24 protein-coding genes are annotated in these 26,155 nt (G+C 70.4%); 17 read left to right on the forward strand and 7 right to left on the reverse strand.

The genetic code is table 11. The features are described from left to right. Nucleotides 1–11 precede the first annotated feature (11 nt). The 9 genes from rpmI (at nt 12) to ACIP6U_RS31915 (ending at nt 10,239) form a co-directional block, all read left to right on the forward strand. A complete protein-coding gene (rpmI, locus tag ACIP6U_RS31875) occupies nt 12–206 on the forward strand; it encodes a 50S ribosomal protein L35 (RefSeq protein WP_019065473.1) in 195 nt (64 codons plus the stop codon). 101 nt (nt 207–307) lie between these two features. After that, nucleotides 308–691: a 50S ribosomal protein L20 gene (gene rplT / locus ACIP6U_RS31880; RefSeq protein ID WP_019066261.1), complete on the forward strand. Its 384-nt coding sequence runs from the start codon at nt 308–310 to the stop codon at nt 689–691. Nucleotides 692–883: 192 nt separating this feature from the next. Then, nucleotides 884–1,732, forward strand: a complete 849-nt coding sequence (locus ACIP6U_RS31885; protein ID WP_401725008.1) for a TrmH family RNA methyltransferase — start codon at nt 884–886, stop codon at nt 1,730–1,732. Nucleotides 1,733–1,787: 55 nt separating this feature from the next. Further along, the gene (locus tag ACIP6U_RS31890; protein WP_401725011.1) at nt 1,788–2,927 is read left to right on the forward strand and encodes an ATP-binding protein; all 1,140 of its coding nucleotides are present in this window, start codon (nt 1,788–1,790) and stop codon (nt 2,925–2,927) included. Nucleotides 2,928–3,092: 165 nt separating this feature from the next. Then, nucleotides 3,093–4,214: a phenylalanine--tRNA ligase subunit alpha gene (gene pheS / locus ACIP6U_RS31895; protein ID WP_401725014.1), complete on the forward strand. Its 1,122-nt coding sequence runs from the start codon at nt 3,093–3,095 to the stop codon at nt 4,212–4,214. After that, nucleotides 4,214–6,727: a phenylalanine--tRNA ligase subunit beta gene (gene pheT, locus ACIP6U_RS31900; RefSeq protein WP_401725017.1), complete on the forward strand. Its 2,514-nt coding sequence runs from the start codon at nt 4,214–4,216 to the stop codon at nt 6,725–6,727. Before pheS ends, pheT begins: the two co-directional genes overlap by 1 nt. 233 nt (nt 6,728–6,960) lie before the next feature. Further along, nucleotides 6,961–8,112, forward strand: coding sequence for a PP2C family protein-serine/threonine phosphatase (locus tag ACIP6U_RS31905; protein WP_401725020.1), 1,152 nt, complete (start codon nt 6,961–6,963; stop codon nt 8,110–8,112). A 164-nt stretch (nt 8,113–8,276) separates the two neighbouring features. Beyond that, nucleotides 8,277–9,617 (forward strand): transcriptional regulator, encoded by a 1,341-nt coding sequence (locus tag ACIP6U_RS31910; RefSeq protein ID WP_401725023.1) that lies wholly within the window; start codon nt 8,277–8,279, stop codon nt 9,615–9,617. Between the two features lie 76 nt (nt 9,618–9,693). Further along, nucleotides 9,694–10,239, forward strand: a complete 546-nt coding sequence (locus ACIP6U_RS31915; protein ID WP_401725025.1) for an NUDIX hydrolase — start codon at nt 9,694–9,696, stop codon at nt 10,237–10,239. A gap of 23 nt (nt 10,240–10,262) precedes the next feature. Here ACIP6U_RS31915 and ACIP6U_RS31920 read toward each other — a convergent pair whose 3' ends face one another. Together ACIP6U_RS31920 and ACIP6U_RS31925 are read right to left on the reverse strand one after the other, a co-directional pair. Continuing rightward, on the reverse strand, nt 10,263–10,520 hold the full coding sequence (locus tag ACIP6U_RS31920; RefSeq protein WP_401725028.1) for a hypothetical protein: 258 nt from the start codon (nt 10,518–10,520) through the stop codon (nt 10,263–10,265). A gap of 213 nt (nt 10,521–10,733) precedes the next feature. Next, the gene (locus tag ACIP6U_RS31925) at nt 10,734–11,609 is read right to left on the reverse strand and encodes a 3-hydroxybutyryl-CoA dehydrogenase (RefSeq protein WP_401725030.1); all 876 of its coding nucleotides are present in this window, start codon (nt 11,607–11,609) and stop codon (nt 10,734–10,736) included. Nucleotides 11,610–11,783: 174 nt separating this feature from the next. Here ACIP6U_RS31925 and ACIP6U_RS31930 point away from each other — a divergent pair, with 174 nt between their 5' ends. Beyond that, complete coding sequence (locus ACIP6U_RS31930; RefSeq protein ID WP_401725031.1) at nt 11,784–13,016, forward strand: glycoside hydrolase family 10 protein; 1,233 nt, start codon at nt 11,784–11,786, stop codon at nt 13,014–13,016. 34 nt (nt 13,017–13,050) lie between these two features. On the opposite strand, the gene ACIP6U_RS31935 is transcribed toward ACIP6U_RS31930, so the two are convergent. Then, entirely contained in the window at nt 13,051–13,245 is a 195-nt protein-coding gene (locus ACIP6U_RS31935) for a DUF1918 domain-containing protein (protein WP_124002751.1), read from the reverse strand. Between the two features lie 93 nt (nt 13,246–13,338). After that, nucleotides 13,339–14,274, reverse strand: a complete 936-nt coding sequence (locus tag ACIP6U_RS31940) for a DMT family transporter (protein ID WP_401725034.1) — start codon at nt 14,272–14,274, stop codon at nt 13,339–13,341. Here ACIP6U_RS31940 and ACIP6U_RS31945 point away from each other — a divergent pair. Continuing rightward, nucleotides 14,273–15,721, forward strand: a complete 1,449-nt coding sequence (locus ACIP6U_RS31945; RefSeq protein ID WP_401725037.1) for a PLP-dependent aminotransferase family protein — start codon at nt 14,273–14,275, stop codon at nt 15,719–15,721. The two genes, ACIP6U_RS31940 and ACIP6U_RS31945, sit on opposite strands and share 2 nt — an antisense overlap. On the opposite strand, the gene ACIP6U_RS31950 is transcribed toward ACIP6U_RS31945, so the two are convergent. Continuing rightward, nucleotides 15,718–16,329, reverse strand: coding sequence for a DUF6461 domain-containing protein (locus ACIP6U_RS31950; RefSeq protein ID WP_401725039.1), 612 nt, complete (start codon nt 16,327–16,329; stop codon nt 15,718–15,720). The genes ACIP6U_RS31945 and ACIP6U_RS31950 overlap by 4 nt on opposite strands. A gap of 89 nt (nt 16,330–16,418) precedes the next feature. On the opposite strand from ACIP6U_RS31950, the gene ACIP6U_RS31955 reads away from it, so the two are divergent. Together ACIP6U_RS31955 and ACIP6U_RS31960 are read left to right on the forward strand one after the other, a co-directional pair. Further along, complete coding sequence (locus ACIP6U_RS31955) at nt 16,419–16,865, forward strand: GNAT family N-acetyltransferase (RefSeq protein WP_401725041.1); 447 nt, start codon at nt 16,419–16,421, stop codon at nt 16,863–16,865. A gap of 107 nt (nt 16,866–16,972) precedes the next feature. Continuing rightward, nucleotides 16,973–17,566, forward strand: coding sequence for a histidine phosphatase family protein (locus ACIP6U_RS31960; protein ID WP_401725043.1), 594 nt, complete (start codon nt 16,973–16,975; stop codon nt 17,564–17,566). A 35-nt stretch (nt 17,567–17,601) separates the two neighbouring features. Here the strand turns inward: ACIP6U_RS31960 and ACIP6U_RS31965 are convergent, their stop codons facing one another. Next, nucleotides 17,602–18,120: a DUF6314 family protein gene (locus tag ACIP6U_RS31965; protein ID WP_401725046.1), complete on the reverse strand. Its 519-nt coding sequence runs from the start codon at nt 18,118–18,120 to the stop codon at nt 17,602–17,604. A 411-nt stretch (nt 18,121–18,531) separates the two neighbouring features. Between ACIP6U_RS31965 and ACIP6U_RS31970 the strand changes: the two genes are divergently transcribed. Next, the gene (locus ACIP6U_RS31970) at nt 18,532–21,024 is read left to right on the forward strand and encodes an alpha-L-arabinofuranosidase C-terminal domain-containing protein (protein WP_401725048.1); all 2,493 of its coding nucleotides are present in this window, start codon (nt 18,532–18,534) and stop codon (nt 21,022–21,024) included. Here ACIP6U_RS31970 and ACIP6U_RS31975 read toward each other — a convergent pair. Next, complete coding sequence (locus tag ACIP6U_RS31975; RefSeq protein ID WP_401725050.1) at nt 21,011–21,463, reverse strand: carboxymuconolactone decarboxylase family protein; 453 nt, start codon at nt 21,461–21,463, stop codon at nt 21,011–21,013. The two genes, ACIP6U_RS31970 and ACIP6U_RS31975, sit on opposite strands and share 14 nt — an antisense overlap. 203 nt (nt 21,464–21,666) lie before the next feature. Between ACIP6U_RS31975 and ACIP6U_RS31980 the strand changes: the two genes are divergently transcribed. From ACIP6U_RS31980 to ACIP6U_RS31990, 3 genes are all read left to right on the forward strand, one after another. Continuing rightward, nucleotides 21,667–24,621, forward strand: coding sequence for a YfhO family protein (locus ACIP6U_RS31980; protein WP_401725053.1), 2,955 nt, complete (start codon nt 21,667–21,669; stop codon nt 24,619–24,621). A gap of 37 nt (nt 24,622–24,658) precedes the next feature. Beyond that, nucleotides 24,659–25,636: a glycosyltransferase family 2 protein gene (locus ACIP6U_RS31985; RefSeq protein WP_401725055.1), complete on the forward strand. Its 978-nt coding sequence runs from the start codon at nt 24,659–24,661 to the stop codon at nt 25,634–25,636. A gap of 71 nt (nt 25,637–25,707) precedes the next feature. Next, a complete protein-coding gene (locus ACIP6U_RS31990) occupies nt 25,708–26,121 on the forward strand; it encodes a GtrA family protein (RefSeq protein ID WP_401725058.1) in 414 nt (137 codons plus the stop codon). Nucleotides 26,122–26,155: the final 34 nt, after the last annotated feature.

A 26,155-nucleotide genomic window follows, 5' to 3' on the forward strand; every position in this document is an offset into this window, starting at 1 on the left:
GATACGGCGCTATGCCGAAGAACAAGTCGCACAGCGGTGCCAGTAAGCGCTTCAAGATCACCGGCTCCGGCAAGGTGCTCCGCGAGCGTGCCGGCAAGCGCCACCTGCTCGAGCACAAGTCGTCCCGTGTGACGCGTCGCCTCACCGGCAACGCCGAGATGGCCCCGGGCGACGCCAAGAAGATCAAGAAGCTTCTCGGCAAGTGACGTACGCGGCGCTCCGATTGAGCGCCGTACGTCTGGACCGGGACCCCATCGATTCCGGGCCGTGTGAGTCCAACCACGGCCCCGCTACAAGGAGTTAACAAGTGGCACGCGTCAAGCGGGCAGTCAACGCCCACAAGAAGCGCCGGGCGATCCTCGAAGCCGCCTCCGGCTACCGCGGTCAGCGTTCGCGCCTGTACCGCAAGGCCAAGGAGCAGGTCACCCACTCGCTGGTCTACAACTACAACGACCGCAAGAAGCGCAAGGGCGACTTCCGTCGGCTGTGGATCCAGCGCATCAACGCCGCTGCCCGCGCCAACGGCATCACGTACAACCGCTTCATCCAGGGTCTGAACGCGGCGAACATCGAGGTCGACCGCAAGATCCTCGCCGAGCTGGCCGTCAACGACGCCGGTGCGTTCGCCGCGCTGGTCGAGGTTGCGCAGAAGGCTCTGCCGAGCGACGTCAACGCGCCCAAGGCTGCGTGATCGCTGCGCTGGCTTTGGCCGGCGTCACTGTGTGGACCCGTGGGTTTCTGCCTGCGGGTCCATTGCGTTGAGTGGTGCGAGTTTGTTCGGCACCGCCGTTGGCCGCCGTCGTGGTTGATCGCCGTCACGGCGGAGAGGACTTCGCGGCGGAGAAAAGATTGCGGCGGAGCATTGGTACGGAAAGTGAGTTGGATGTCTCCCGTCAGCCCTGACCTGATCTCTCCCCGTTCTCCCCGTGTCTCCGCCGCTCGGCGGCTGGCCAAGCGGAATTTTCGGGGGAAGGAGCGGCTGTTTCTCGCCGAGGGGCCGCAGGCCGTGCGGGAGGCCGCCGGGTTCGGGGACACGCTCGTCGAGTTGTTCGCCACCGTGGAAGCCGCGGAGCGGTACGCCGACATCGTCGGTGAGGCGCGGGAAGTCGGCGCTCGGGTGCATCTTGCCGATGAGCAGGTCATCGCCGACATCTCAACCACCGTCACCCCGCAGGGGCTTGTCGGGATCTGTCGGTTTCTCGACACTCCCTTCGATGAAATCCTCGCCGCCCGGCCCAAGTTGGTCGCCGTGCTCGCCAACGTGCGGGATCCCGGGAACGCCGGGACCGTCCTGCGGTGCGCCGATGCCGCCGGGGCCGAGGCCGTCGTACTGACCGATGCTTCTGTGGATCTCTACAACCCGAAGGCCGTGCGGGCCTCCGTGGGCTCTCTCTTTCATCTGCCCGTCGCCGTCGGCGTTCCCGTCGAGGAGGCCGTGGCCGGGCTGAAGGGGATCGGGGTGCGGATCCTCGCGGCCGACGGGGCCGGGACCGACGACCTCGACGACGAGCTGGACCAGGGGACCATGGGCGGGCCGACCGCGTGGGTGTTCGGGAACGAGGCGTGGGGGCTGCCGGAGGAGACCCGCGCGCTCGCGGACGCCGTGGTGCGCGTTCCGATCCACGGGAAGGCCGAGAGCCTGAACCTCGCCACCGCCGCCGCCGTATGTCTCTATGCGTCGGCCCGTGCACAGCGCGCCTCCGGAGGGTGCCGCTCCGTCACCGAGAGCTAGTAGGGTGACCAGCTCGGGAGCCACCTGCGCCGGTCGAAAGGCGGGATACGGGGATATGAGCGTCGGCACGAGCAGGGCGCGGGGAGCACGTGACGTGCGGCCCGGACCCGTGCCCCCGCACGGCGACCCCGCAGGACTCGGCATCGACCCCGACGATCTGCCCGACGGACTCGTCGTCGCCGACGAGCACGGCCAGGTCATCTGCTTCAACGCGGCGGCCGAGCGCATCACCGCGGTCCGCGCCGCGGACGCCCTGGGCCGGCGGCTGGAGAAGGCCCTGCCGTTAGAGGACCTGGAAGGCCGCCGCTGGTGGCAGCTGACCGACCCCTACGGCGGCCTCGCCACCCGGGTCCGCCAGCCCGAGCGCAACCTCCTGCTGCCCGGCGGCCGGGAGGTCCTGGTCTCCGCGCGCTATGTGCGCGACGAACCCACCGGACCCGTCCAGCGCTTCGTGGTCTCCCTGCGGGACACCGAGGCCCGCCGCCGCACCGAGCGCAGCCACGCCGAGCTGATCGCCACCGTCGCCCACGAACTGCGCTCCCCGCTCACCTCCGTCAAGGGCTTCACCGCCACCCTGCTGGCCAAGTGGGAGAGGTTCACCGACGACCAGAAGCGGCTGATGCTGGAGACCGTCGACGCCGACGCCGACCGCGTCACCCGGCTCATCGCCGAGCTGCTCGACATCTCCCGCATCGACAGCGGCCGCCTGGAGGTGCGCCGCCAGCCCGTCGACATGGGGGCCGCCGTCGGCCGGCACATCCAGGCCTACGTCGCCGCAGGTCAGCCCGCCGACAAGTTCCTGCTGCGGATCGAGCAGCCGCTGCCCGCCCTGTGGGCCGACCCGGACAAGGTCGACCAGGTGCTCAGCAACCTGCTGGAAAATGCCGTGCGCCACGGCGAGGGAACCGTCACCATCGACATCACGCCCTCGGCGTCCCCGCGCGAGCGGGAGGACGCCGCCGGCACGTCGGTCACCGTGGGCGACGAGGGCACCGGCATCCCGGAGGAGTCCATGAACCGCGTCTTCACCCGCTTCTGGCGGGGCAGCAAGCGCGGTGGCACGGGCCTCGGGCTCTACATCGTCAAGGGCATCGTCGAAGCCCACGGCGGCGCCATCACGGTCGGCCGCGCCCCTGGTGGCGGCGCCGAGTTCCGATTTACGTTGCCCGTGGGCACCCCGGCGTATCTCCAGTAGCCGCCGACGAGGCCCCACGGGCGAGGTCACCTGTCTCACCCCCGTTAGACTCGGCCTTTGGCACCTTTGCGTCCCCGTTTCAGGTCTCATCAGGTCTCAGGGACGACGCGTCCCCCCGAGTCGGGACGGGGACCATCCGCCAGCCAACCGGAAGCACGGGAAGAGATGTCGGCACCGAATAAGTCGTACGACCCTGTAGAGGTCGAGGCCTTGAAACCGGAAGAGATCGAGCGCATGCGGGACGAGGCGCTCGCCGCCTTCGCCGCCGCCGGTGACCTCGACGCGCTCCAGGAGGCCAAGGTCGCCCACACCGGCGGCACCTCCCCGCTCGCCCTCGCCAACCGCGAGATCGGCGCGCTGCCCCCGCACGCCAAGGCCGCCGCCGGCAAGCTGGTCGGCCAGGCCCGGGGCGCGGTGAACAAGGCGCTCGCCGCCCGCCAGACCGAGCTGGAGGCCGAGCGCGACGCGCGCGTGCTGGTCGAGGAGGCGGTGGACGTCACGCTGCCCTACGACCGCGTGCCGGCCGGCGCCCGCCACCCGCTGACCACCCTCTCGGAGCGCATCGAGGACGTCTTCGTGGCCATGGGCTACGAGGTCGCCGAGGGCCCCGAGGCCGAGGCCGAGTGGTTCAACTTCGACGCCCTCAACATCGGCCCGGACCACCCGGCCCGCGGCGAGGCCGACACCTTCTTCGTGCAGGGGCCGGACGGCGGCACCGAGTCCGGTGTCGTGCTGCGCACCCACACCTCGCCCGTGCAGATCCGCTCGCTGCTCGAGCGCGAGCTGCCGGTCTACGTGATCTGCCCCGGCCGCGTGTACCGCACCGACGAGCTGGACGCCACCCACACCCCGGTCTTCCACCAGGTCGAGCTGCTCGCCATCGACGAGGGCCTCACCATGGCCGACCTCAAGGGCACCCTCGACCACATGGTCCAGTCCCTGTTCGGCGCCGGCATGAAGACCCGGCTGCGGCCGAACTTCTTCCCGTTCACCGAGCCGTCGGCCGAGATGGACATGCTCTGCTACGTCTGCAAGGGCGAGTCCGTCGGCAACCCCGACCGCCCCTGCCGCACCTGCTCCTCCGAGGGCTGGATCGAGCTGGGCGGCTGCGGCATGGTCAACCCCAAGGTGCTGACCGCCTGCGGTGTGGACCCCGAGAAGTACAGCGGATTCGCCTTCGGGTTCGGCATCGAACGGATGCTGATGTTCCGCCACAACGTCGAAGACATGCGAGACATGGTCGAGGGTGACGTCCGGTTCACCCGGCCGTTCGGGATGGAGATCTGATGCGGGTCCCGCTTTCCTGGCTGCGGGAGTACGTCGACCTGCCGGCGACCGAAACCGGCCGTGACGTCCAGGCCAAGCTCATCTCGGCGGGCCTGGAGGTGGAGACCGTCGAGCACCTCGGCGCCGACCTCAAGGGTCCCCTCGTCGTCGGCCGGGTGCTGACGATCGAGGAGCTGGAGGGCTTCAAGAAGCCGATCCGGTTCTGCACCGTCGACGTCGGCACCGCCAACGGCACCGGTGAGCCGCAGGAGATCGTCTGCGGCGCCCGGAACTTCGCCGTCGGCGACAAGGTCGTCGTGGTCCTGCCGGGCGCCGTGCTGCCCGGCGGCTTCGCGATCGCCGCCCGCAAGACCTACGGCAAGACGTCCCACGGCATGATCTGCTCCAGCGACGAGCTGGGCATGGGCGACGACGGCACCCACGGCATCATCGTGCTGCCGCCGGAGACCGAGGTCGGCAAGGACGCCATCGAGCTGCTCGAACTGGTCGACGAGGTCCTGGACATCGCCGTCACCGCCAACCGCGGCGACTGCCTCTCCATCCGCGGCGTGGCCCGTGAGACCGCCGTCGCCTACGGCCTGCCGCTGCGCGACCCGGCGCTGCTCGACGTGCCCGGCCCGAACGCCTTCGGCTACCCGGTGAAGGTCGCCGACCCGGTCGGCTGCGACCGCTTCACCGCCCGCACGGTCACCGGGCTCAGCCCGGAGGCCCGCTCGCCGATCTGGCTCCAGCGCCGGGTGCAGAAGGTCGGCATGCGCCCGATCTCGCTCGCCGTCGACGTCACCAACTACGTGATGATGGAGCTCGGCCAGCCGCTGCACGCCTACGACCGCGGTCTGGTCCACGGCACCATCGGGGTCCGCCGGGCCGAGCAGGGCGAGAAGCTCGTCACCCTCGACGGCGTCGCGCGCACGCTGCACGCCGAGGACCTGGTCATCACCGACGACCGCGGGCCCATCGGCCTCGCGGGCGTCATGGGCGGCGCGAACACCGAGATCGCCGACCACGAGGACACCGAGAACGCGACGAGTGACGTCGTGATCGAGGCCGCGCACTTCGACGCGGTGTCGATCGCCCGCACCGCCCGCCGCCACAAGCTGTCCTCCGAGGCGTCCCGGCGCTTCGAGCGGGGCGTCGACCCGCAGGCCGCGGCCGCCGCCGCGCAGCGCACCGTCGACCTGCTCGTGCTGCTCGCCGGCGGCACCGCCGAGGCCGGCGTCACCGAGATCAGCGCGCCGTCCGCGCCGCACACCATCGCCGTCCCGGCCGACCACCCGGACAAGGTCGCGGGCGTCGACTACGGCCGCGAGACCGTCGTACGTCGGCTCCAGCAGATCGGCTGCGACGTGTACGGGCAGGACGAGCTGATCGTCACCGTGCCGTCCTGGCGGCCGGACCTGGCCGCGATCAACGACCTGGCCGAAGAGGTCATCCGCCTGGAGGGCTACGAGAACCTGCCCTCCACGCTGCCCCGGCCCCCGGCCGGGCGTGGCCTGACCCGTCGGCAGCGACTGCACCGCCGGGTCGGCCGGGTGCTCGCCGGTGCCGGATACGTCGAGGCGCCGAACTACCCGTTCGTCGGCGAGCAGGTCTTCGACCAGCTCCTGCTGGCGGCCGACGACCCGGCCCGCCGTGTCGTCAAGCTGACCAACCCGCTCAACGACGAGGAGCCCGCGCTGCGTACGTCGCTGCTGCCGGGCCTGCTCGGCGCGCTGCGGCGCAACGACGGCCGGGGCGCGCACGACCTGGCGCTGTTCGAGACCGGGCTGGTCTTCCACCCGGCCGAGGAGCAGCGCACCGCCGTGTCCCTGCCCGTCGACCGGCGTCCCACCGACGAGGAGATCGCCGAACTGGACGCGGCGCTGCCCGAGCAGCCGCGCCATGTCGCCGTCGTCCTCGCGGGCGCCCGCGAGCAGGCCGGCTGGTGGGGCAAGGGCCGGCCGGCCGACTGGGCCGACGCGGTCGAGGCGGCCCGCGCGGTCGCCCGTGAGACCGGCGCCGAACTCGTCGTCCGTCAGGGCCAGTACGGTCCCTGGCACCCCGGCCGTACCGCCGAACTCGTGGTCGTCACCGACGGCGTCGAGCAAGTCGTCGGCCACGCGGGCGAGTTGCACCCGCGCGTGATCAAGGCGCTGAGCCTGCCCGCGCGCACCAGCGCGATGGAGCTGAACCTGGACGCGCTCGCGGCGGTCGGCGACGACACCCCGCAGGCGCCCCGGATCTCCTCCTTCCCGGTCGCCACGCAGGACGTCGCGCTCGTCGTCGCCCGCGAGGTACCGACGGCCCAGGTCGAGGCCGCGCTGCGCGAGGGCGCGGGTGAACTCCTCGAATCCATCAGGCTGTTCGACGTCTACGAGAACGACGAGCAGCTCGGTGCGGGCAACAAGTCGCTGGCGTACGCGCTGCGGTTCCGCGCGTCCGACCGGACGCTGACCGTGGACGAGGCCTCGGCGGCCCGGGACGCGGCGGTCGCCCTCGCGGGCGAGCGGGCGGGAGCGGTACTGCGCGGCTGAGGACCGTACCGGCGACCGTGACTGTGCCGGTGGCTGCAACAGCGGTTGTGGCGATGGCTGTTCGGCTCATGGCCCTGGTCATGGCCTGAACGGCCACCGTCGGTCACGTCACTCATATGGGTGACAATTCCGGGCGATCTGGTCCTCCCGGGCCATGTGGTCGACAGAATCGGACCGGCCTTTCGGGGCCGGTCCGATCTGCGCTGTCAGGGCCTGAATGGGGGGCCATCGGCATGATCCGCATCAAGGCTGGGGTGTCCCGCCGGGCCGTCCGCGAGGAGGAGTCGAGGCCATTTCGCCGGGTTCTCGCGCTGGGGCTGCCCACGGTCTGGGGCGCCATGGCGATCACGTACAAACTGGCCTGTCCGCTCGCCCAGCAGAACGGGATCGGGGCGCGGATCGTCACCAGCGCGGTCTTCTTCGCCGTCGGCACCGGGCTGATGGTCCACGTCCGGCAGGCGCTGATGCGTGAGCTCAGAGCCGTCCGCCGGGTCGCCGGCGCCGCCCAGAGCGCCCTGCTGCGACCGCTGCCCCCGCGCGTCGACGGCCTGAACGTCGCGGCCGCCCAACTCGCCACGGACCGCGCCGCGGTGGTCGGCGGCGACCTGTACGAGGTCATCGCCACCGAGCACGGTGTACGTGTGGTCATGGGCGATGTGCGGGGTCACGGGATCGGCGCGATCAGCACCGTGGCCGCCGTCCTCGGCTCGTTCCGCGAGGTCGTCCACGACGAGCCCGAACTCGGCTGCGTCCTGCGGAAGTTGGACCGGGCCCTCGCCCGTCACCTGCGGGAACGGGCCCGCGCCGAGCACCCCTCCGCCGGCCCCGAACCGGACAACCCGGTCGCCGAGGAGTTCGTCACCGTCCTCCTCCTGGAGATCCGCCCCGACGGCGAGATCCGCGCCCTCAACTGCGGCCACCCCTGGCCGTACCTCCTCAGCGGCCCCCGAGTCGAACACCTGGCCTGTGTGGACCCCCTCCCACCCCTCGGCCCCTTCCCCCTCCCACCGGAACTCCCCACACTGCACTGCGGCCACCTGCTCTCCGGAGAAACCCTGTTCCTCTGCACAGACGGAGCCGAGGACGCGAGAAACGCCCGAGGCCACTTCTTCCCGTTGCAGGGAGTACTGACCGAGACCCTGCGCGACATTCCGTTGGCAGCACCTCAGCTGCTCCTGGGCGCGGTCTTCACGGCCTTGCTGCGTCATACCGCGGATGCGCCTACGGACGATGTCGCGCTACTGGCGCTTCAGAACGACCGCCCACGTCATCGCCCTCAAGGGGCGCGGGGAACTGCGCGACCAGCCACGACGCACCCGCACTCGACAACACACCTCCAAGCTCCCGGCGTCTGGTCGCCCCGGCAGGGCCGCCGCACTATGTGAGGGGGAGCCGGCGACCCCGCAGGCCTCTGGCGAGGCACTCCAGTCAATCGACCGGCAACTCTCCGCAACAGAGCGCGCACACCAAGGAACCGAGTACTCCGTTCACACCCCGTGCGAACGGACCCGCACTACTCTGTCCGCACCGAGGCACCCGGGGGGCATCCATGCAGCCCAACACTCTGCTAGACGCGATCCTCGACGAGGCAGGCATCTCGCACGCCGGCCTCGCCGCCCACGTGAACCAGGCGGGCCGCCCCCGCGGACTCGCGTTGCGGTACGAACACACCGCCGTGGCACGGTGGTTGAAGGGCCAACGCCCCCGCGGCCAGGTCCCCGACCTGATCTGCGAAGTGCTCGCGCAGCGCCTGCACCGGCCGGTGACCCTCGACGACATCGGCCTCGGCGTACCCGGCGAACCGTCGACCCCGCACGGCACCTCCCTCTCCGGCTTCGTCGAGCGGGCCACCGCCCTGTGGCGCTCCGACGAGCAGCAGCGCCCACACATACTGGGCGCCCCCGCCGTCACCGGCACGCCCGCCGTGATGCCCGTGTGGGAGTGGGAGAACCCGCCCGAGGACACGGACGTCTCCCGCGGCGGCCGGCACCGCGTCACCGCCGGCGACCTCGACATGCTGCGCGCCGCCCGCACCCACTACGAGCAGATGTACCGCAAGGCCGGCGGCATCGCGACCCGCACCCGGATCGTCGGCTTCCTCAACGCCGAGGCCGCTCCGCTGCTGCGCGGCAGCTACACCGACGCGATGGGCCGCCAACTGCACCGCGCCACCGGCGGGTTGGTGGCGATCGCCGGCATCTGCGCGTACGACTCCGACGCGCACGGCCTGGCCCAGCGCTACTTCCACCAGGCGCTGCGGCTCGCGAAGGCCAGTGGCGATCAGGGACTTGGCGCCTATGTCATCGCGCTGCTGGTCAACCAGGCGCTGTTCATGCGGGAGTACCGCCAGGCCGTCGCCTTCGCGGAGGCCGCGCTGCGGGCCGCCGGCAAGCACATCACCCCGGCGCTCGCCTCCGACCTGTACGCGATGCAGGCCAAGGCGTACGCGCACCTGGGCGACGGCACGAGCGCCCTGTCCTGCATCCGGCGTGCCGAGAAGGCCGCCGAACGCATCCGGCGCGGGTACGAGCCCGACGAGACGGGCTATGTCCAGCCGGGCCTGGTCAACGTCCAGGTGGCGGAGGCCCTGCTCAGCCTCGGCGAACTCGTGGCCGCGAGCGAGCACGCGGAGGCCGCCGTCGGTGAGCCGGCGCACGACCGCGGCCGGGTGCACCGGCTCGCCATGCTGAGCACGATCGAACTGCGCCAGGGAAACGCCGAGAAGGCCGTGGCCGCGGCCGTGCAGATGGCCGAACAGGCCCGGGGAATGGAGTCCCAGCGCCTGCGCGACAGACTCCGCGCGGTGCGCGAACACCTGGTGCGCAGCGGCGGTTCGGGCACCGCCGAGGCCGCCGAACTCATCGACGGGGCACTGCGCGTACCGCTCTAGACCCGGCCCATGATCACTAACACGTCTTCGTTCCTGCTGCGATATTGCCACTTACTCGACGGAAGGTGGCAGAACCGTGCAGTGGACGAAACAGAACGAACAAACTGTGTACTCAAATCGCTGGTTCAGCGTCAACCTCGCAGATGTCGAACTGCCCGACGGCCGGCATCTCGATCACTTCCTGATCAAGCTGCGGCCGGTGGCCGTGGCCACGGTCGTCAACGAGGCCAATGAGGTCCTCCTGCTCTGGCGGCACCGCTTCATCACCGACAGCTGGGGGTGGGAACTCGCGGCGGGCGTCGTCGAGGACGGCGAGGACCTCACGTACGCGGCCGCCAGGGAACTGGAGGAGGAGACCGGCTGGCGACCGGGACCCCTGCACCACCTCATGACCGTGGAGCCCTCCAACGGGCTCACCGACGCCCGGCACCACATCTACTGGTCCGACGAGGGCGAGTACATCGGGCACCCCGTGGACGACTTCGAGTCCGACCGCCGGGAGTGGGTCCCGCTCAAGCTCGTTCCCGACATGGTCGCCCGTGGGGAGGTCCCGGCCGCCAACATGGCGGCCGCGTTACTGCTGTTGCACCATCTCAGGCTCGGCCAGGACACTCTGCGCTGAACCCCCCACCCGGTCCTGGCCGTTCAACGTCCCAGGGCCTGCCAGACCGTCACGACGAGCGCGCCCACCGCCGTCAGCGCCGCCACCGCGGGCAGCGGCCAGCGGGAGTGTTCGAGGGCGACGATCCTGGCACTCAGGTCGTCCATCTCCTTGTCGGTCTCCTCCGTACGATGAGTGAGCAGCGCCAACCCGCCCTCGACGCGCGCGTAGGCGACGTCGAGGCGGCGGCGTAACTCTGCGAGTTCTCCATGGACCACGGGATGCTCGGGGTCGGCGGTCACGAGTCCGCTCCTTTCCGTAGTCGGCACATCCCTTGCATGCGCATGAAGAGTCAACTCGCCTGGTGGGCGCGAGGGGAGCGTGTGCGCGCGGCATATGCGAGCCCGGCGCGCACACGGTGTGTGAATGACATGGGCCCGGCACCACCACGGTGCCGGGCCCATCGAAATCGCTCTTCGTAGTCGATCGCCGGTGCGGTCGACCGCTCTTCCTCGTCAGGCGTAGGCGTAGAACCCCGAGCCCGACTTCCGGCCGAGCCGGCCCGCGTCCACCATGCGCTGGAGCAGCGGGGGAGCGGCGTACAGCGGCTCCTTGTACTCCTCGTACATCGACGAGGCGACCGAGGCCACGGTGTCCAGGCCGATCAGGTCGGACAGCTTCAGCGGGCCCATCGGGTGGGCGCAGCCCAGCTCCATGCCGTTGTCGATGTCCTCGCGGCTGGCGATACCCGACTCGAACATCCGGATCGCGGACAGGAGATAGGGGATCAGCAGCGCGTTGACGACGAAGCCGGAGCGGTCCTGGGCGCGGATCGCGTGCTTGCCGAGCACCTTCTCGGCGAAGGCCTGGGCGCGGGCGAGCGTGCCCTCGGAGGTGGTCAACGCCGGGATCAGCTCGACGAGCTGCTGCACCGGGGCCGGGTTGAAGAAGTGGATGCCGATGACCTGGTCCGGGCGCGAGGTGGCGACCGCGAGCTTCACCAGCGGGATGGAGGAGGTGTTGGAGGCCAGGATCGCGTCCGGGCGGGTCACCACCTGGTCGAGCACCTGGAAGATCTCCGTCTTCACCTGCTCGCTCTCCACGACGGCCTCGATCACCAGATCGCGGTCGGCGAACTCGCCGAGGTCCGTGGTGAAGCTGAGTCGCGCCTGGGTCTCCGCCAGCTCGTCCGCGCTGATCTTGCCGCGTTCGGCCGCCTTGGTCAGGGAATTGAACAGCCGGGTCCGGCCGATCTCCAGAGCCTCGCCGGTGGTCTCGGCGACCTTCACGTCGAGTCCGGCCCGGGCGCACACCTCGGCGATGCCCGCGCCCATCTGACCGCAGCCCACGACTCCGACGCTCGCGATGTCTCCCGCCGGGATGTCCGTCACATCGTCCCCTTCGCTGATCTCCGCGTGCGGCAGGACGCCTTTGGTTCGGTGCCCTGCTCCGATCGTGCACGTTACCCGTAAGTATCGATGATCGATCGCGCGGGGACGTGCATCCTGGGCGGCGGAGACGATCCGTGACCGCGCGGATCCGCTGGGTATGGGGGTGTTGTGAAGATGGGCCGACTGTCTCGCCGGACGTTCGCACTGGCCGCGCTGGCGACCCTGGCGTCGGCGCCGGACGCGAGCGCCGTACCGGACGCCCGCCACCGGCGGTGGGTGGACCCCGAACTGCGGGGCGTGTGGGTGGCGACCGTGGCCAACCGGGACTGGCCCTCCCGCCCCGGCATGACCGCGGTCGAGCAGCGCACGGAACTGATCGCCCAGCTCGACCTCGCGGTGCGCAACCGCCTCAACGCCGTGATCTTCCAGGTGCGTCCGACCGCCGACGCGATGTGGCCCTCGCCGTACGAGCCCTGGTCGCAGTACCTCACCGGGACCCAGGGCAAGGACCCCGGCTGGGATCCGCTGGGGACCGCGGTCGAGGAGGCGCACGCCCGCGGTCTGCAACTGCACGCCTGGTTCAACCCGTACCGCATCGCCAACCACACCGACCCCACCAAGCTGGTCGCCTCGCACCCCGCGCGCCGGCACCCGGACTGGGTGGTCGTCTACGGCGGCAAGCTCTACTACAACCCGGGGCTGCCACAGGTGCGCGCCTTCGTGCAGGACGCGATGCTCGACGCGGTCGCCAAGTACCCGGTCGACGCGGTGCACTTCGACGACTACTTCTACCCGTACCCGGTGGCGGGCCAGACCTTCGACGACGACGCGGCCTACGACCGGTACGGCGCCGCCTTCCCGAACCGGGCCGCCTGGCGGCGCGACAACATCGACAAGCTGGTGCGCGAGACGGCGGCCCGCATCAAGAGGACACGGCCGGGCACCCAGTTCGGCATCAGCCCGTTCGGCGTGTGGCGCAACCTCGCCACCGACCCGCTCGGCTCGGACACGCGGGCGGGCGTGCAGACGTACGACGATCTCCACGCGGACACCCGCAAGTGGGTGCGGAAGAACTGGATCGACTACATCTGCCCGCAGCTGTACTGGAACATCGGCTTCGCCGCCGCCGACTACGCCAAGCTCGTGCCCTGGTGGGCGGACGTGGCGAAGGGCAGCGGGACGCGCCTCTACCTCGGCGAGGCGCTGTACAAGGCCGGCGACCCCGCGCAGCCCGCGGCCTGGCAGGACCCGGCCGAACTGTCCCGCCACCTCACCCTGGCCGACCGCCGCGAGGAGGTCGACGGGCATGTGTACTTCGCCGCCAAGGACGTGGCGGCGGACCGGATCGGGGCGATGGCACGCGTGGTCGCCGACCACTACCAGCAGCGGGCGAGGGCCCCGCGCTGAGTCACTGAGCAACAGGGGAAGGGCGCACCCTGAGCTACTGCAACATCTCCTTGTGCCGGATCTCCGTGTCGGGGCCGGGCGAGCACACGCCCTCATGGCCGTCCTCGAAGCGGACGCGGTAGGGCGGGTTGCCCTCCGCACCGAGCACCTCGACGATCTCGCCGATCCTGTCGTGTTGGCCGACCACCCTGCCGTGCTGGACAAGCCGGTCACCGATGGTTGCACGCATCTGTCGGGTCTCCTCACCACGTGTGGGAGCAGCGGTCCGGGGCTTCGAGTCTACGGCGCGGGGCCCCCGTCGGTACCTGCCCGTACGTGTCCGTCAGCCCCGGGACCGCTGGGTGACGGCGATGCAGACGAGCACCGCCGCGGCCGTCACGGGGGCGGCCACCGGGAGGTGTTCGCCCAGCAGCAGCACCGACCACACCAACGTCAACAGCGGCTGGGCCAGCTGGAGTTGGCTGGCCTTGGGGATGCCGATCGCGGCCATGCCCCGGTACCAGACGACCAGGCCCAGGAACTGCGAACCCGCCGCCACCCACAGCAGTCCGGCCACGCCGTGCGCGGTGAGGTGCACCGGCTCGAACGACAGCGCGACGATCGCGCCCGGCACGGTGAGCGGCAGACACAGCACCAGCGCCCAGCCGATGACCTGCCAACCGGGCATGACCCGGGCCAGCCGCCCGCCCTCGGTGTAGCCGGCCGCGCAGACCAGGAGCGCGCCGAAGAGGTACAGGTCGGCGGTGCTCAGCGCGCCGCCGCTCTGCTGCACGGTGAAGGCGAGCACCGCGGCGGCGCCCGCGAGGGCCGCCGTCCAGAAGGTGCGGGAGGGGCGGGTGCCCATGCGCAGGGCGGAGAACAGCGCGGTGGTGAGCGGGAGCAGGCCCACCACGACGGCCGCGTGCGCGGTGGTCGAGGTCTGCAGCGCGAGCGTGGTCAGCAGCGGGAACCCGATGACGACACCGGCGGCCACGACGGCCAGGCCCGCCCAGTGCCGGCGCTCCGGCACCCGCACGCGGAGCACCAGGAGACAACCGCCCGCTATGAGGGCCGCGAGCACGCTGCGCACGGCGACCAGCGCCCAGGGGCCGAAGCTCTCCAGGCCCCAGGCGGTGGCGGGGAAGGTCAGGGAGAAGGAGACGACGCCGAGGGCGGCCAGGAGGGTGCCGGTGGTGGTCGACTCGGCGGCCGTCTCGGTGCTCTGGGGGCTGCTGACCGTTATCCGTTTGGGTGCGGTAGCGCTACTCTGTGCTCTCATGCAAGAGCGTAGCAGTGTCGGTGAACTGGCGAATCAGCTGCGGCAGGAGCTCGACCGCTACTCGCCGGGTGGAAAGCTCCCGTCGAGCCGCAGTCTCGTCGAGCGGTTCCGGGTCAGCCCGGTGACGGTCTCGCGGGCCCTGGCCCAGCTGGCCGCCGAGGGCCTGGTGGTCACCCGGCCGGGGGCCGGTGCCTTCCGGGCCCGGGCGCGGGCCGCGACCGCTCCCGCCGGGGACACGTCCTGGCAGGAGGTGGTGCTGAGCGCGGACAGCGCGGCCGACCTCGTACCGCGCACGGTGGACGCGTCCGGTGTCCTGGCCACGCTCGCCGCGCCACCGCCCGGGGTCGTCGAGTTCACCGGCGGCTATCTGCATCCCTCCCTCCAGCCGGAGCGCGCGATGGCCGCCGCACTGTCCCGGGCGGGCCGGCGCCCCGGCGCGTGGGGGCGGCCCCCGGTGGAGGGGCTGCCGGAGCTGCGGGAGTGGTTCGCGCGCGATATCGGCGGCGCGGTCACCGCGGCCGAGGTGCTCGTCACGTCCGGCGGCCAGTCCGCGCTGACCACGGCTCTGCGCGCGCTCGCTCCGCCGGGCGCGCCCGTCCTGGTCGAATCACCCACCTACCCGGGCATGTTGGCGATCGCCCGGGCGGCGGGTCTGCGCCCGGTCCCCGTCCCGGTCGACGCGGACGGCGTCCGCCCGGAGCTGCTCGCCGACGCCTTCCGGGCCACCGGCGCGCGGGTGTTCGTCTGCCAGCCGCTGTTCCAGAACCCGACGGGCGTGGTCCTCGCTCCCGAACGCCGGCCCGAAGTGCTGCGGATCGCCCGGGAGTCCGGCGCGTTCGTCGTCGAGGACGACTTCGTACGACGGCTGGTGCACGAGGACGCGGGGCCGCTACCGAGCCCGCTCGCCGCGGCCGATCCCGACGGTGTCGTCGTCCACGTCGGCTCCCTCACCAAGGCGACCTCGCCGAGTTTCCGGGTGAGCGCGCTGGCCGCGCGGGGCCCGGTCCTTGAACGGCTGCGAGCCATCCAGATCGTCGACACCTTCTTCGTTCCCCGCCCGCTCCAGGAGGCGGCCCTGGAACTCGTCGGGTCGCCCGCCTGGCCACGTCATCTGCGGGCGATCTCGGGGGAGTTGAAGACCCGCCGCGACACGATGACCGCAGCCCTCCATCTCGACCTCCCCGAACCGGCCCTCCCGCACATCCCGTCGGGCGGCTACCACCTGTGGCTGCGCCTGCCCGACGGCACGGACGAGTTGGCCTTCACCTCGGCGGCCCTGCGCGCGGGCGTCGCCATCACGCCGGGCCGGCCGTATTTCAGTGCCGAACCTTCGGCGGCGTACGTCCGGTTGAGCTTTGCCGCGGTGGCTGGGGTGGGGGAGATCGTGGAGGGGGTACGGCGGTTGCGGACGGCGTGGGGGGAGGTCGGGCAGGGCAACAGGTCCTAGGTGCGGGGGAGTTGTACCAAGCCGCAGAGGAAGCGGGCCGAGTCGAAGAGGTCCGGTGTGAGGCGGATGCCCGTGAGGCGGTGGGCGAGAGCGAAGGACGCCTCCGTGTGTCCGCTGTAGTCGCGGTCGTCGTCATCGCTCAGGTCGAAGCCCGACTCGCGCATTTCCACGAGGAGTTCGTCCGGACGGCTCCCATGGCGGGTCTGTGCGAACAGCGGCTGGAAGTGCAGACGGATGTCCTCGTCGTCGAACCAGTAGAAGTGGTCCACCGCGTTGACGTTGCAGTAGTGGGAGACCACCGTGCGCCCGCGCGAAATGGGCCGCATCACCTCGGGCCTGACCCCGAGATATCCGTTGTGCTCGATCATCAGGGACCAGTCTCCGACGGCCGCGACCGCGACGAACTGCCCGTCCTGGCCGATTGCCGCGTACGACGGATCGCCCAGCTCGGCGACTCCCGTGATCCGCATCTCGGGCTCGGCCCCGAGCCGCGCCAGCAACTCCTCCGGAGTGAGGTCTCGGACCAGCGTGGCGCAGTAGGCCACCATCAGGTACGGGTACCGCTCGGTGAGCCACGCGTAGTCCGCGGTCGTCGTCCAGGAGGTCATGCGGGGAGCATGCCAGCCGCCACTGACAACGCCCGTCCGCCCATCGAAACCCGCTCGACAACCCACCCCCGGCCTGCGAATCTCCCGCCATGACCGACACCCCTGGCCTCCCCGACGGCTACGAGATCTCCACCGACCCCGCCCGCCTCGACGCCGACCGCGTGTACCGCTGGCTGTCCACCGACGCGTACTGGGCCCTCGGCCGGCCGCGTGAGAAGCAGGACCGGGCGATCGAGGGGTCGCTGAACTTCGGTGTGTACGAGGCGGCTTCGGGGGAGCAGGTGGCGTACGCCCGGGTCCTCACCGACCGCGCGACGTTCGCCTGGCTGTGCGACGTGTACGTCGACCCCTCGGTGCGCGGCAAGAGCATCGGCACCGCCCTGGTCGCCGCCGTCCGCGACCGCCTCCAGCCGTACGGCCTGCGCCGCATCCTGCTCGCCACGGCGGACGCCCACGGGGTCTACGAGAAGGTCGGCTTCCAGGCCCTGCCCCACCCCGAGCGCTGGATGGCGCTGCTGCTCCAGCCGGAGGTTTGAGGCGATTGTCCGCCAGGTCCACACCATGAAGTGAGGCCTCGCGTACTTTGGGTAACTCCCGGCCGACACCCCTTGACCTGCGTACTTTCCAGACTGACGATCACGGCATGCAACTTCGGGTCACGTTCGTCGCCGCGGCGCGCAGCTCCCCGCTGCTCGCCGAACGCTTCGAGGACGACCGACCGCTCGACCAGGCAGGATGGGGCGAGGTACAGCGCGCCGCCCACGACCTGGTGCCGCTTTCGGTCGCCGAACTGCGCTACTGCTCACCCACCCCCCGCAGCCGTTCCACCGGCGAGGGCCTCGGCTACGCCCCCCTCGTCCAACTCGCTCTGCGGGACTGCGACATGGGCCGCTGGCGGGGGCTGACGCTGGGCGAGGCGATGGCCCGGGAGCCGGCCCTGGTGGACGCCTGGCTCGCCGACCCGCGGTCGACACCGCACGGCGGCGAGTCCCTGCTGGACTTCATCTCCCGCGTCGGCAACTGGCTCGACACCCGGCCCGTCGAGGACCGCGGCCGTATCGTCGCCGTCGCCGAACCGTCCGTCATCCGCGCCGCGTTGGTGTACGTCCTGAAGGCGCCGCCGGCGACGTACTGGAACATCGACGTACGCCCCTTGTCGACGATCACGTTCACGGGCCACGCGGGGCGCTGGAACCTTAGGTTCGACGGCGTGCCGACGCAGCCGTCACAGGCGTAGCCGGCGCGTAGCCCTCACGTGGGCGCGGTCGGCGCTCAGCCCTCGCGCGCGTAGTCCGTGATCAGCACCAGGTCCTTGGCCGGACCGCCCACCCGCCACACCGTCCGCCAGTGGTCCGCGTCCAGGACGGTGAACTCGCCCCGGTAGAGGTCGGCCGCGCACGGATGGTCGGCGATGTACCGCCCGCTGCTCAGGTCCAGTTGGTGAAAGGGCCGCCCGTCGGCGAAGCGCACGTCCGCCGTCCCGGGGGCCGTCGCCGGCAGAAACCTCAACGTCCGCTCGGCGGGCCGCGCGACGCCCTGCCAGGTGAACGTGCCGGACTCCTCGTGCAACAACCCGCGATCCAGCAATCCGCGATCCAGCAACCCGTCGTCCCGCAGTCCGCCATCCAGTAGGCCGCCTTCCGGCAGTCCGCCCTCCGGCAACGGCCCGAACACGGTGGCCCCCTCGAAGCGCCCCTCGTCCCCGCTCACGAGATCCCGCACCGACCGCTCCACCCGCCACCGCCCGGCCAGATGCGCCAGCACATCCGGCACGGGCCAGAACTCGCCCATCCTCAACGCCTCTTCCGCAGTCGGCGCAGCCAATCCGGGGACTCCAAGGGGTCCTTGCGCCCGGCCTCGGCCCGGATCTCCTGGTACGCCGTGTGACTCGTCGCGCGAAAGGCCTCCTCGTACGCGGCCAGCGCCCCGCCGACACCTCCGCCACCGGAGCCGCGCCGCCGGATCTAGCGTGCCGCCCAGGTGAGGAACCCGAGAACCAGGGCCAGGCAGCCGACGGCGATCAGGTAGGGCCACAGCGCATGCATGCCTTCGACCCTACGTCCCGGCCTTCACGTCTCGAAAGTTCTCGATCCCGGGCCCCATTGACGCGCTCATGCCCCTTCCCTATCTTCCCGTTCGAAGTGTTGACCAACGTCTGATATGTCGAACGCCTCGAACACCTTCAAGAGCCGCGGAGTATCCATGTCACGCACCGCCCGCACCCGCCTGAGACTCGGTCTGGGTGCCAGTGCCTTCCTGCTGGCCGTCGGTCTGATCCCGGCCGCTCCCACGCCCGCCCACGCCGACGACGTCACCGACTACGCGATCACCGTCGACCCCACCGCCAAGGGCGCGAAGATCGACGACACGATGTACGGCGTCTTCTTCGAGGACATCAACCGCGCCGCCGACGGCGGGCTGTACGCCGAGCTCGTGCAGAACCGGTCCTTCGAGTACTCCACCGACGACAACAGGACGTACACCCCGCTGACCTCCTGGACGGTCGCCGGTGCCGCGCAGGTGGTGAACGACGACGGGCGGCTCAACGCCCGCAACCGCAACTACCTTTCCCTGGGCGCCGGTTCGTCGGTCACGAACGCGGGCTACAACACCGGCGTCCGCGTCGAGGCGGGCAAGAAGTACGACTTCTCGGTGTGGGCGCGGGCGGCGGCAGGTGCCGGCCTGAGTGTTGCCCTCGGCGATGCGGACGGGTCCCTCGCCGACGCCCGGCAGGTGGCCGTCAAGGGCGGCTGGGCCCAGTACAGGGCGACCCTCACCGCCACCCGCACCAGCTCCACGGGCCGTCTCACCGTCGCCGCCTCCGACGCGGTGGCCCTCGACATGGTGTCCCTCTTCCCGCGCGACACCTACAAGCACGAGCCCAACGGCCTGCGGAAGGACCTCGCCGAGAAGATCGCCGCCCTGCACCCGGGCTTCGTGCGCTTCCCCGGCGGCTGCCTGGTCAACACCGGTTCCATGCAGGACTACAGCGAGGCCTCCGGCTATCAGCGCAAGCGCTCGTACCAGTGGAAGGACACCGTCGGCCCGGTCGAGACGCGGGCCACCAACTCCAACGTCTGGGGCTACAACCAGAGTTACGGCCTCGGCTACTACGAGTACTTCCGCCTCGCCGAGGACATCGGCGCGATGCCGCTGCCCGTCGTGCCGGCACTGGTGACCGGCTGCGGCCAGAACAAGGCCGTCGACGACGACGCGTTGCTCCAGCGGCACATCCAGGACACCCTCGACCTGATCGAGTTCGCCAACGGCCCGGTGACGTCGAAGTGGGGGAAGATCCGCGCTCGGATGGGGCACCCGAAGCCCTTCCACCTCACCCACATCGAGGTCGGCAACGAGGAGAACCTGCCCGTCGAGTTCTTCGCCCGCTTCCAGCGGTTCCGGGAAGCGATCGACGCCAAGTACCCGTACATGACGGTGATCTCCAACTCCGGTCCGGACGACGCCGGTTCGACCTTCGACACCGCCTGGCGGCTCAACCGGGACGCGAACGTCGACATGGTCGACGAGCACTACTACAACAGCCCGCAGTGGTTCCTCCAGAACAACGACCGCTACGACTCCTACAGCCGCACCGGCCCCAAGGTCTTCCTCGGCGAGTACGCCTCCCAAGGCAACACCTTCAAGAACGGTCTTGCCGAAGCGGCCTACATGACCGGCCTGGAGCGCAACGCCGACGTCGTCAAGCTCGCCTCCTACGCACCGCTGTTCGCCAACGAGGACTATGTGCAGTGGCGCCCCGACATGGTGTGGTTCAACAACCACGCCTCCTGGGGCTCGGCCGACTACGAGGTCCAGAAGCTGTTCATGACCAACGTCGGCGACCGGGTCGTCCCCTCCACGGCGACCGGCACGCCCTCGCTCACCGGCCCGATCAGCGGCGCCGTCGGCCTGTCGACCTGGAACACGACCGCCGCGTACGACGACGTGCGGGTCACCGACGCCGACGGCAACACCCTGCTGAGCGACGACTTCTCCGGTGACGCGTCACAGTGGACCCACACCGGCAGCGGGAGCTGGGCGGTGCAGGACGGTCAGTACGTGCAGACCACCGAGGCCGCCGAGAACACCATGGTGTCTGCCGGTGACCCGAGTTGGCACGACTACGACCTGCGGGTGAAGGCCACCAAGAAGGCCGGCCGGGAGGGATTCCTGGTCGCCTTCGGCGTCAAGGACACCGGGAACTACTACTGGTGGAACCTGGGCGGCTGGAACAACACCCAGAGCGCGGTCGAACAGGCCGTGGACAGCGGCAAGTCGACGCTGATCTCCAAGGCGGGCAGCATCGAGACCGGCCGCGCCTACGACATCGACATCAAGGTGCGGGGCCGCCAGGTCACGCTCTACCTCGACGGCCAGGAGTGGGGCAGCTTCACCGACGACAAGCCGGCCGAGCCCTTCCGGCAGGTCGTCACCAAGGACCACAGGACCGGCGATCTGATCGTGAAGGTGGTCAACGCCCAGGCCTCGGCGGCCCGTACGGCGATCGACCTGGGCGGCGCGAAGGTCGCCAAGAAGGCCCGGGTGACCACCCTCGCCGCCGCGCCGGACGCGGTGAACACCGAGACGGCCACTCCGGTCGCCCCGGTGACGTCCACCTTCAGCTCGGTCGCCGACAACTTCTCGTATACGTTCCCGGCGAACTCCGTCACCTTCCTGAGGATCAGGCAGAAGTAGCGCTCTCACCGTCCGTGGGCTGCTTGTCGAGCGGCAGCAGCCCACGTTCGGCGAAGACCTTCTTCGCCACGAAGGTCGCGTTCAGGGCCTTGGGGAAACCGCAGTAGCCGGCCGAGTGCAGCAGCGCCTCGACGATCTCCTCCGGTGTCAGGCCCACGTTGAGGGACGCGTTGATGTGCACTTCCAGCTGGGGCTCGCAGCCGCCCAGCGCGGTGAGCATGCCCAACGTCACCAACTGGCGGTCGCGCGGGGGGAGTCCGGGCCGGGAGTAGATCTCCCCGAAGCCCCAGGCGACGATGTGATGGGCCATGTCCGGGTTGATGTCCTGCAACGAGTCGATGACCCGCTGCCCCGCCTCCCCGTCGATCGCCCGCAGGATCTCCAGGCCGTGGGCGAAGCGTTCGTCAGGCGTACGGTGCTGCTCTGCGTCGGTCGTCATGCTCTCGACAGTAGGAGAAACAACGGCGGGTTCATCACCGAATAATGCAGAGGGAGTTTTTAATTTGCCGAATGTTCACTTCCTCTTCGGTAAGACCGTGACCGCTCCCAGAATTCCCTTCAGCACTTTTCATCGACGGAACAACCGAACGGAAACTCCGACCGTCTAAGTCGGCGAATCAATGACGTGCGGGGGCAACGAAGATGGATCGCTCGACCCTGTCCACAGGCTTTTCCTGTGGCGTGAAACGGACCATCTTTCCGGCCCGGCCCAGACAGCGCGCGGCCCTGCTCGCCGCGCTGGTCACCGTCGCCGTGTTCTGCGCCGCGGACGCCGTCGCCCGCAGTTACCCCTTCGGCCCGAGAACACGGAGCGTCAACGACCTCGGCAACCAGTACGTCCCCTTCCACGCGCACCTGTGGGACCTGCTGCACGGCCGCGCCGACGGCGGCCTCCTCGTCAACTGGCAGTCCGGCTACGGCGCGAGCTTCCTGCCCGACCTCGGCACCTACCTCAGCAGCCCGTTCGCCCTGCTCGTGGCCGTGTTCCCGCGCGACCGGATCGACCTCGCGGTGTACGTCGTCACGGTGTCGAAGACGGCCGCCGCAGGGGCGGCCATGGCCTGGCTGCTGCTCACCCTGCGCCCCGGCCGCTGGTGGGCGGCTGCGCTGCTCGGTGCCTCGTACGCGCTGTGCGGCTGGAGCGTGGCCGTCGCCTCGTACAACCCCATGTGGCTGGACGGCCTGGTCGCGCTGCCGCTGTTCTGCCTGGTCGGCGAGTGGACGCGGTACCGGAGGCGCCCGCTGCTGGGTGTGGTGATCGTGGCGGTGGGCTGGATCGCCAACTTCTACACCGCGTACATGGCCACCATCGGCGCCGGCCTGGTCCTGCTGCTCCAACTCTGGCTCTCTGGACTGCCGTTGCGGCACAAGCTCGCCACGGCGGGCCGCGCCGCCGCCACCGTCGCCCTCGGCGTAGGCCTGGCTGCCCCGCTGGTCACGGTCGTGTACTTCGGCACCAAGCACGCCTACCCGGGCCGGGTCGTGCACTTCACGCCCGTGGCCACGAAGGACCTGCTGGCCCGCCTGCTCCCGACGACGTACAGCTTCGGCACGCCCGCCCTCTACGTCGGCACGACCGCGCTGTTGCTCGTCCTCGCCCTGCCCTTCCACCGCAAGGTCCCGCGCCGGGTGCGCGGCGGCTGGACGGCACTGGTCGGCGCGGTGGCGCTGTCGCTCCAGTGGGAACCCACCCACCTGGTCTGGCACGCCTTGGCCACCCCACAGGGCAGCGCCTACCGGCAAGCCTTCGTGCTCTGCGCCCTGATGGTGATCGCCGCCTGGCACGCCCTCTCGTACGGCCCACCGGACCGGCGTGCGCTCGCTGCCGCGGTCGGACTGCTGGCCCTGATCACGGCGATCGCGAGCCGCAGCGATTTCGTCCGCCCGGTGACATGGCTGGTGCTGGGGCTCGCGGTCGTGGGAGCGGTGGGGGGACTCGCGTTGCTGGGGCGGTTGGACGGGAGGACAGGTGTCGGGGATCGAGGCCTTGGCCGGACGGGTGAAGTCGCCGGTGCGGAGACCCGAATCCCGGCGGGCGTGCGCCCGGGAGCCGGAGGCAGGGGCCCTGCGGACGGGCCGGATCGACCCGACGGGCCCGGCTCCGCCGAGGGCCCGGTGCCGGTCGCCGACCGGTCGCCGACCGGCTTCCAGGCCGGCGCCGATGACACCGCTCCCTCGGACGGCCGGATGCGATCGACTGCCGGTCGCATCCGAGCCGCCGCCCGACGCCGCGACCTGCTCGCCGACAGATCCCTCCCCTCGCTGCCCGCCCGCCGCCGCACCCTCCTCGCAGGCCTCGCCCTTGTCCTGCTCTTCGGTGGTCAGTTCGGTGAGGCCGCCGCGACCTCCGCCGTGGCGAGCAGGCTGCGGCTCGGGTCCATGGACGACTACGCGCCCTGGGGGGACCGCCAGGAGACGCAGGCCTCGCTGATCGCGCGGGCGGACGGCTGGCCCGACTACCGCACCGACCCGGGCCGGGAGCAGACCGTCGGCAACGACGCGCTCCTGGTCGGCGGTCAGGGCGCCCAGTACTACAGCAGCCTCACCGCCGACGTCCTCAGCCGCACCCTCACCGCGCTCGGCGACGGCTGGACCTCCCGGGGCCGCAGCCTCCAGAGCCTCGACAACGCCGTCACCGACGCGATCTTCTCCGTCGGCGCCCGGGTGCACTCCCCGCCCGACCCGCACCAGAACTGGTTCCCGCAGGACGGCTCCGGGCCCACCGTGACCCGCGAGGACGTACCGCCGCTGGTGACGGTACGACCGTCCGACGCGTCCTCGCGGGCGGACTTCGGGGCGTCCCCGTACCGCAATCAGGAGCTGGTGCTCGGCGCCCGCGTCTACACCGTCCCCGATGTCACCGTCCGCACGAGCAGCGGACAGCCGCCGCGTGCCGGAAACGCCGCCCATCCCGGGCTGCTCGTCGACCTTCCCGCCAAGGACAGCGCCAACAGGCCGACGATCACGGCCAGTTGCCCGGCCGGCAGCCAGGTCTATCTGTGGGCTCCGCACTACGCGGGCACCGCGCAGTTGGGCGACGGGCCGACCGGGCGGTTCCGGTCCGACGCGCTCGGCGCCAAGATCGCGGCGATGCAGCCGCTCGGCACGGCCCCGGCTTCCGGGCGGCTGAAGATCGAACTGACCCCCAGCCGGCCGAGCCGTGTCCCCGAAGGCGCCGTCGGCTGCCTGGACACCGCCCGGCTGCACACCGCCGTGGAGCACCTCACGGCCACCGGCGCCACGAAGGTGAGCGTGGACGACGGCACGATCAAGGCCGAACTCCCGGCGGGCAGCACCGGAATCGCCGTCGTGGCGGCTCCCCGCATCGCCGGCTGGCGCTGTGCCGTCGGCGCCGACTCCGCCGTACCGGCCAAGGCCTATCACGGTCTGATCGCCGTACCGCTGGACGGCTCTTCGACGGATCTGACCTGCACCTTCCACCCGCCCGGGCTGCGTCTTGGCACCGCGGTCGGAGGCGCCTCGCTGCTCACCGTGATCCTGCTCGGCGTCCTCGGCGCCGTCCGCCGACGGCGGGCCGCTCGGCCGCAGGACCCGTCGCCCACGACCACCGGACACCTAGACCGGGCGAGCGCATGACCCGCGCTCGGCGACCGTTTCCCAGGGGGGAAAGTCCATGCTGATCTCGATCGTCGCACCGTGTTACGACGAGGAAGACGTCATCGAGCGCTTCCACGACCAGGTCCAGAAGGTCGCGGAGGAACTGCTGCCGCTGGGCCACGACATGGAGTTCGTGTACATAGACGACGGCAGCCGCGACCGCACGCTCATGGTCCTGGAGCGACTGGCCGGGCTCGACAAACGCGTGCGGTACGTCTCCTTCAGCCGCAACTTCGGCAAGGAAGCGGCGCTGTTGGCCGGGTTGCGCCACGCCTCCGGCGACTGTGTCGTCGTCATGGACGCGGATCTCCAGCACCCGCCCGAACTCATCAAGCGCATGGTGGAGTTGCGCGCCGAGGGCTACGACCAGGTCATCGCCCGCCGTACCCGCACCGGCGACGGCATGGTCCGCACCCTCACCGCCCGCCTCTACTACCGGTTCGTGAACCGGCTCATGGACGTGGAACTCGTCGACGGCGTAGGCGACTTCAGGCTGATGTCGCGCCGAGTGGTGGACGCGGTCCTGGACCTCACCGAGTACAACCGCTTCTCCAAGGGCCTGTTCGCATGGGTCGGCTTCCCGGCCACGACCTTCGAGTACGAGAACGCGGCCCGCGAGGCAGGACGCACCTCCTGGTCCTTCAAGGGCCTGCTCAACTACGGCCTCGACGGCCTCCTCTCCTTCAACAACCGCCCGCTGCGCGCCGCCCTCTACCTCGGCATGGGCCTGCTGCTCTGCGCCGGTCTCTACACCGGATGGATCGTGGTCGCCGCGCTCGTCCATGGCGTCCAGACCCCCGGCTATGTCACGATCATCACCGCCGTCACCGGCGTCGCGGGGGTGCAGATGATCATGCTGGGTGTCATAGGCGAGTACACCGGCCGGATCTACTACGAGGTGAAGGGGCGCCCGCACTTCCTGGTGAAGGCGAGCAACGTGGAGCGGACGACGGACTGCCCCACGGACGGCAGGACGAAGGACCTCATTCCCTGATGGAGAGTTCCCTGAAGCCGAGTTCCCCGCCGTCGAGTTCTTCCGGATCGCGGGGTCTGCTGTCACGGCAGATGATCGTCTTCGCCGTGATCGGGGTGCTGAACACCGGCACGTATTACGGCCCCTACCTGGTGTTCCTCACCCGTTTCCCCTATCTGGTGGCCCATATTCTCGCGACGGCCCTCAGCATGACCGGATCCTTTTTCCTGAACGCGCACTTCACTTACCGGACCCGTCCGACCTGGCGGAAATTCCTGCTCTTCCCGCTGACGAATGCGGCCAATTTCGTGGTCACGACGGCAGGCGTCTACGTCCTCGTCGACCTGCTGCACCTCGACAGCCGCTACGCCCCGCTGCTCGCCTCGCTGGCGGCGATTCCGGTGACGTTCGTGGTCTCGCGGCGGATCATGCTGCCGAAGGCGGAGACCTCCGGGTCGAAGACGGAGGCCCCCGCGCGTCAGGCGGAAGCGGACGGGATTGCATAAACGTGCAGCGAAACGTATAGTCATGCCATCCAGG

This window comes from Streptomyces sp. NPDC088794 (assembly GCF_044750545.1).
Taxonomy (GTDB): domain Bacteria; phylum Actinomycetota; class Actinomycetes; order Streptomycetales; family Streptomycetaceae; genus Streptomyces.

Excerpts from the sequence above, each read along its gene's own strand:
- rpmI (WP_019065473.1), top strand. The coding sequence starts at position 12 with ATGCCGAAGAACAAGTCGCACAGCGGTGCCAGTAAGCGCTTCAAGATC.
- ACIP6U_RS31885 (WP_401725008.1), top strand. The coding sequence starts at position 884 with ATGTCTCCCGTCAGCCCTGACCTGATCTCTCCCCGTTCTCCCCGTGTC.
- ACIP6U_RS31890 (WP_401725011.1), top strand. The coding sequence starts at position 1,788 with ATGAGCGTCGGCACGAGCAGGGCGCGGGGAGCACGTGACGTGCGGCCC.
- pheS (WP_401725014.1), top strand. The coding sequence starts at position 3,093 with ATGTCGGCACCGAATAAGTCGTACGACCCTGTAGAGGTCGAGGCCTTG.
- pheT (WP_401725017.1), top strand. The coding sequence starts at position 4,214 with ATGCGGGTCCCGCTTTCCTGGCTGCGGGAGTACGTCGACCTGCCGGCG.
- ACIP6U_RS31905 (WP_401725020.1), top strand. The coding sequence starts at position 6,961 with ATGATCCGCATCAAGGCTGGGGTGTCCCGCCGGGCCGTCCGCGAGGAG.
- ACIP6U_RS31910 (WP_401725023.1), top strand. The coding sequence starts at position 8,277 with ATGCAGCCCAACACTCTGCTAGACGCGATCCTCGACGAGGCAGGCATC.
- ACIP6U_RS31930 (WP_401725031.1), top strand. The coding sequence starts at position 11,784 with ATGGGCCGACTGTCTCGCCGGACGTTCGCACTGGCCGCGCTGGCGACC.
- ACIP6U_RS31935 (WP_124002751.1), bottom strand. The coding sequence starts at position 13,245 with ATGCGTGCAACCATCGGTGACCGGCTTGTCCAGCACGGCAGGGTGGTC.
- ACIP6U_RS31945 (WP_401725037.1), top strand. The coding sequence starts at position 14,273 with ATGCAAGAGCGTAGCAGTGTCGGTGAACTGGCGAATCAGCTGCGGCAG.
- ACIP6U_RS31940 (WP_401725034.1), bottom strand. The coding sequence starts at position 14,274 with ATGAGAGCACAGAGTAGCGCTACCGCACCCAAACGGATAACGGTCAGC.
- ACIP6U_RS31950 (WP_401725039.1), bottom strand. The coding sequence starts at position 16,329 with ATGACCTCCTGGACGACGACCGCGGACTACGCGTGGCTCACCGAGCGG.
- ACIP6U_RS31955 (WP_401725041.1), top strand. The coding sequence starts at position 16,419 with ATGACCGACACCCCTGGCCTCCCCGACGGCTACGAGATCTCCACCGAC.
- ACIP6U_RS31960 (WP_401725043.1), top strand. The coding sequence starts at position 16,973 with ATGCAACTTCGGGTCACGTTCGTCGCCGCGGCGCGCAGCTCCCCGCTG.
- ACIP6U_RS31965 (WP_401725046.1), bottom strand. The coding sequence starts at position 18,120 with ATGGGCGAGTTCTGGCCCGTGCCGGATGTGCTGGCGCATCTGGCCGGG.
- ACIP6U_RS31970 (WP_401725048.1), top strand. The coding sequence starts at position 18,532 with ATGTCACGCACCGCCCGCACCCGCCTGAGACTCGGTCTGGGTGCCAGT.
- ACIP6U_RS31975 (WP_401725050.1), bottom strand. The coding sequence starts at position 21,463 with ATGACGACCGACGCAGAGCAGCACCGTACGCCTGACGAACGCTTCGCC.
- ACIP6U_RS31980 (WP_401725053.1), top strand. The coding sequence starts at position 21,667 with ATGGATCGCTCGACCCTGTCCACAGGCTTTTCCTGTGGCGTGAAACGG.
- ACIP6U_RS31985 (WP_401725055.1), top strand. The coding sequence starts at position 24,659 with ATGCTGATCTCGATCGTCGCACCGTGTTACGACGAGGAAGACGTCATC.
- ACIP6U_RS31990 (WP_401725058.1), top strand. The coding sequence starts at position 25,708 with ATGATCGTCTTCGCCGTGATCGGGGTGCTGAACACCGGCACGTATTAC.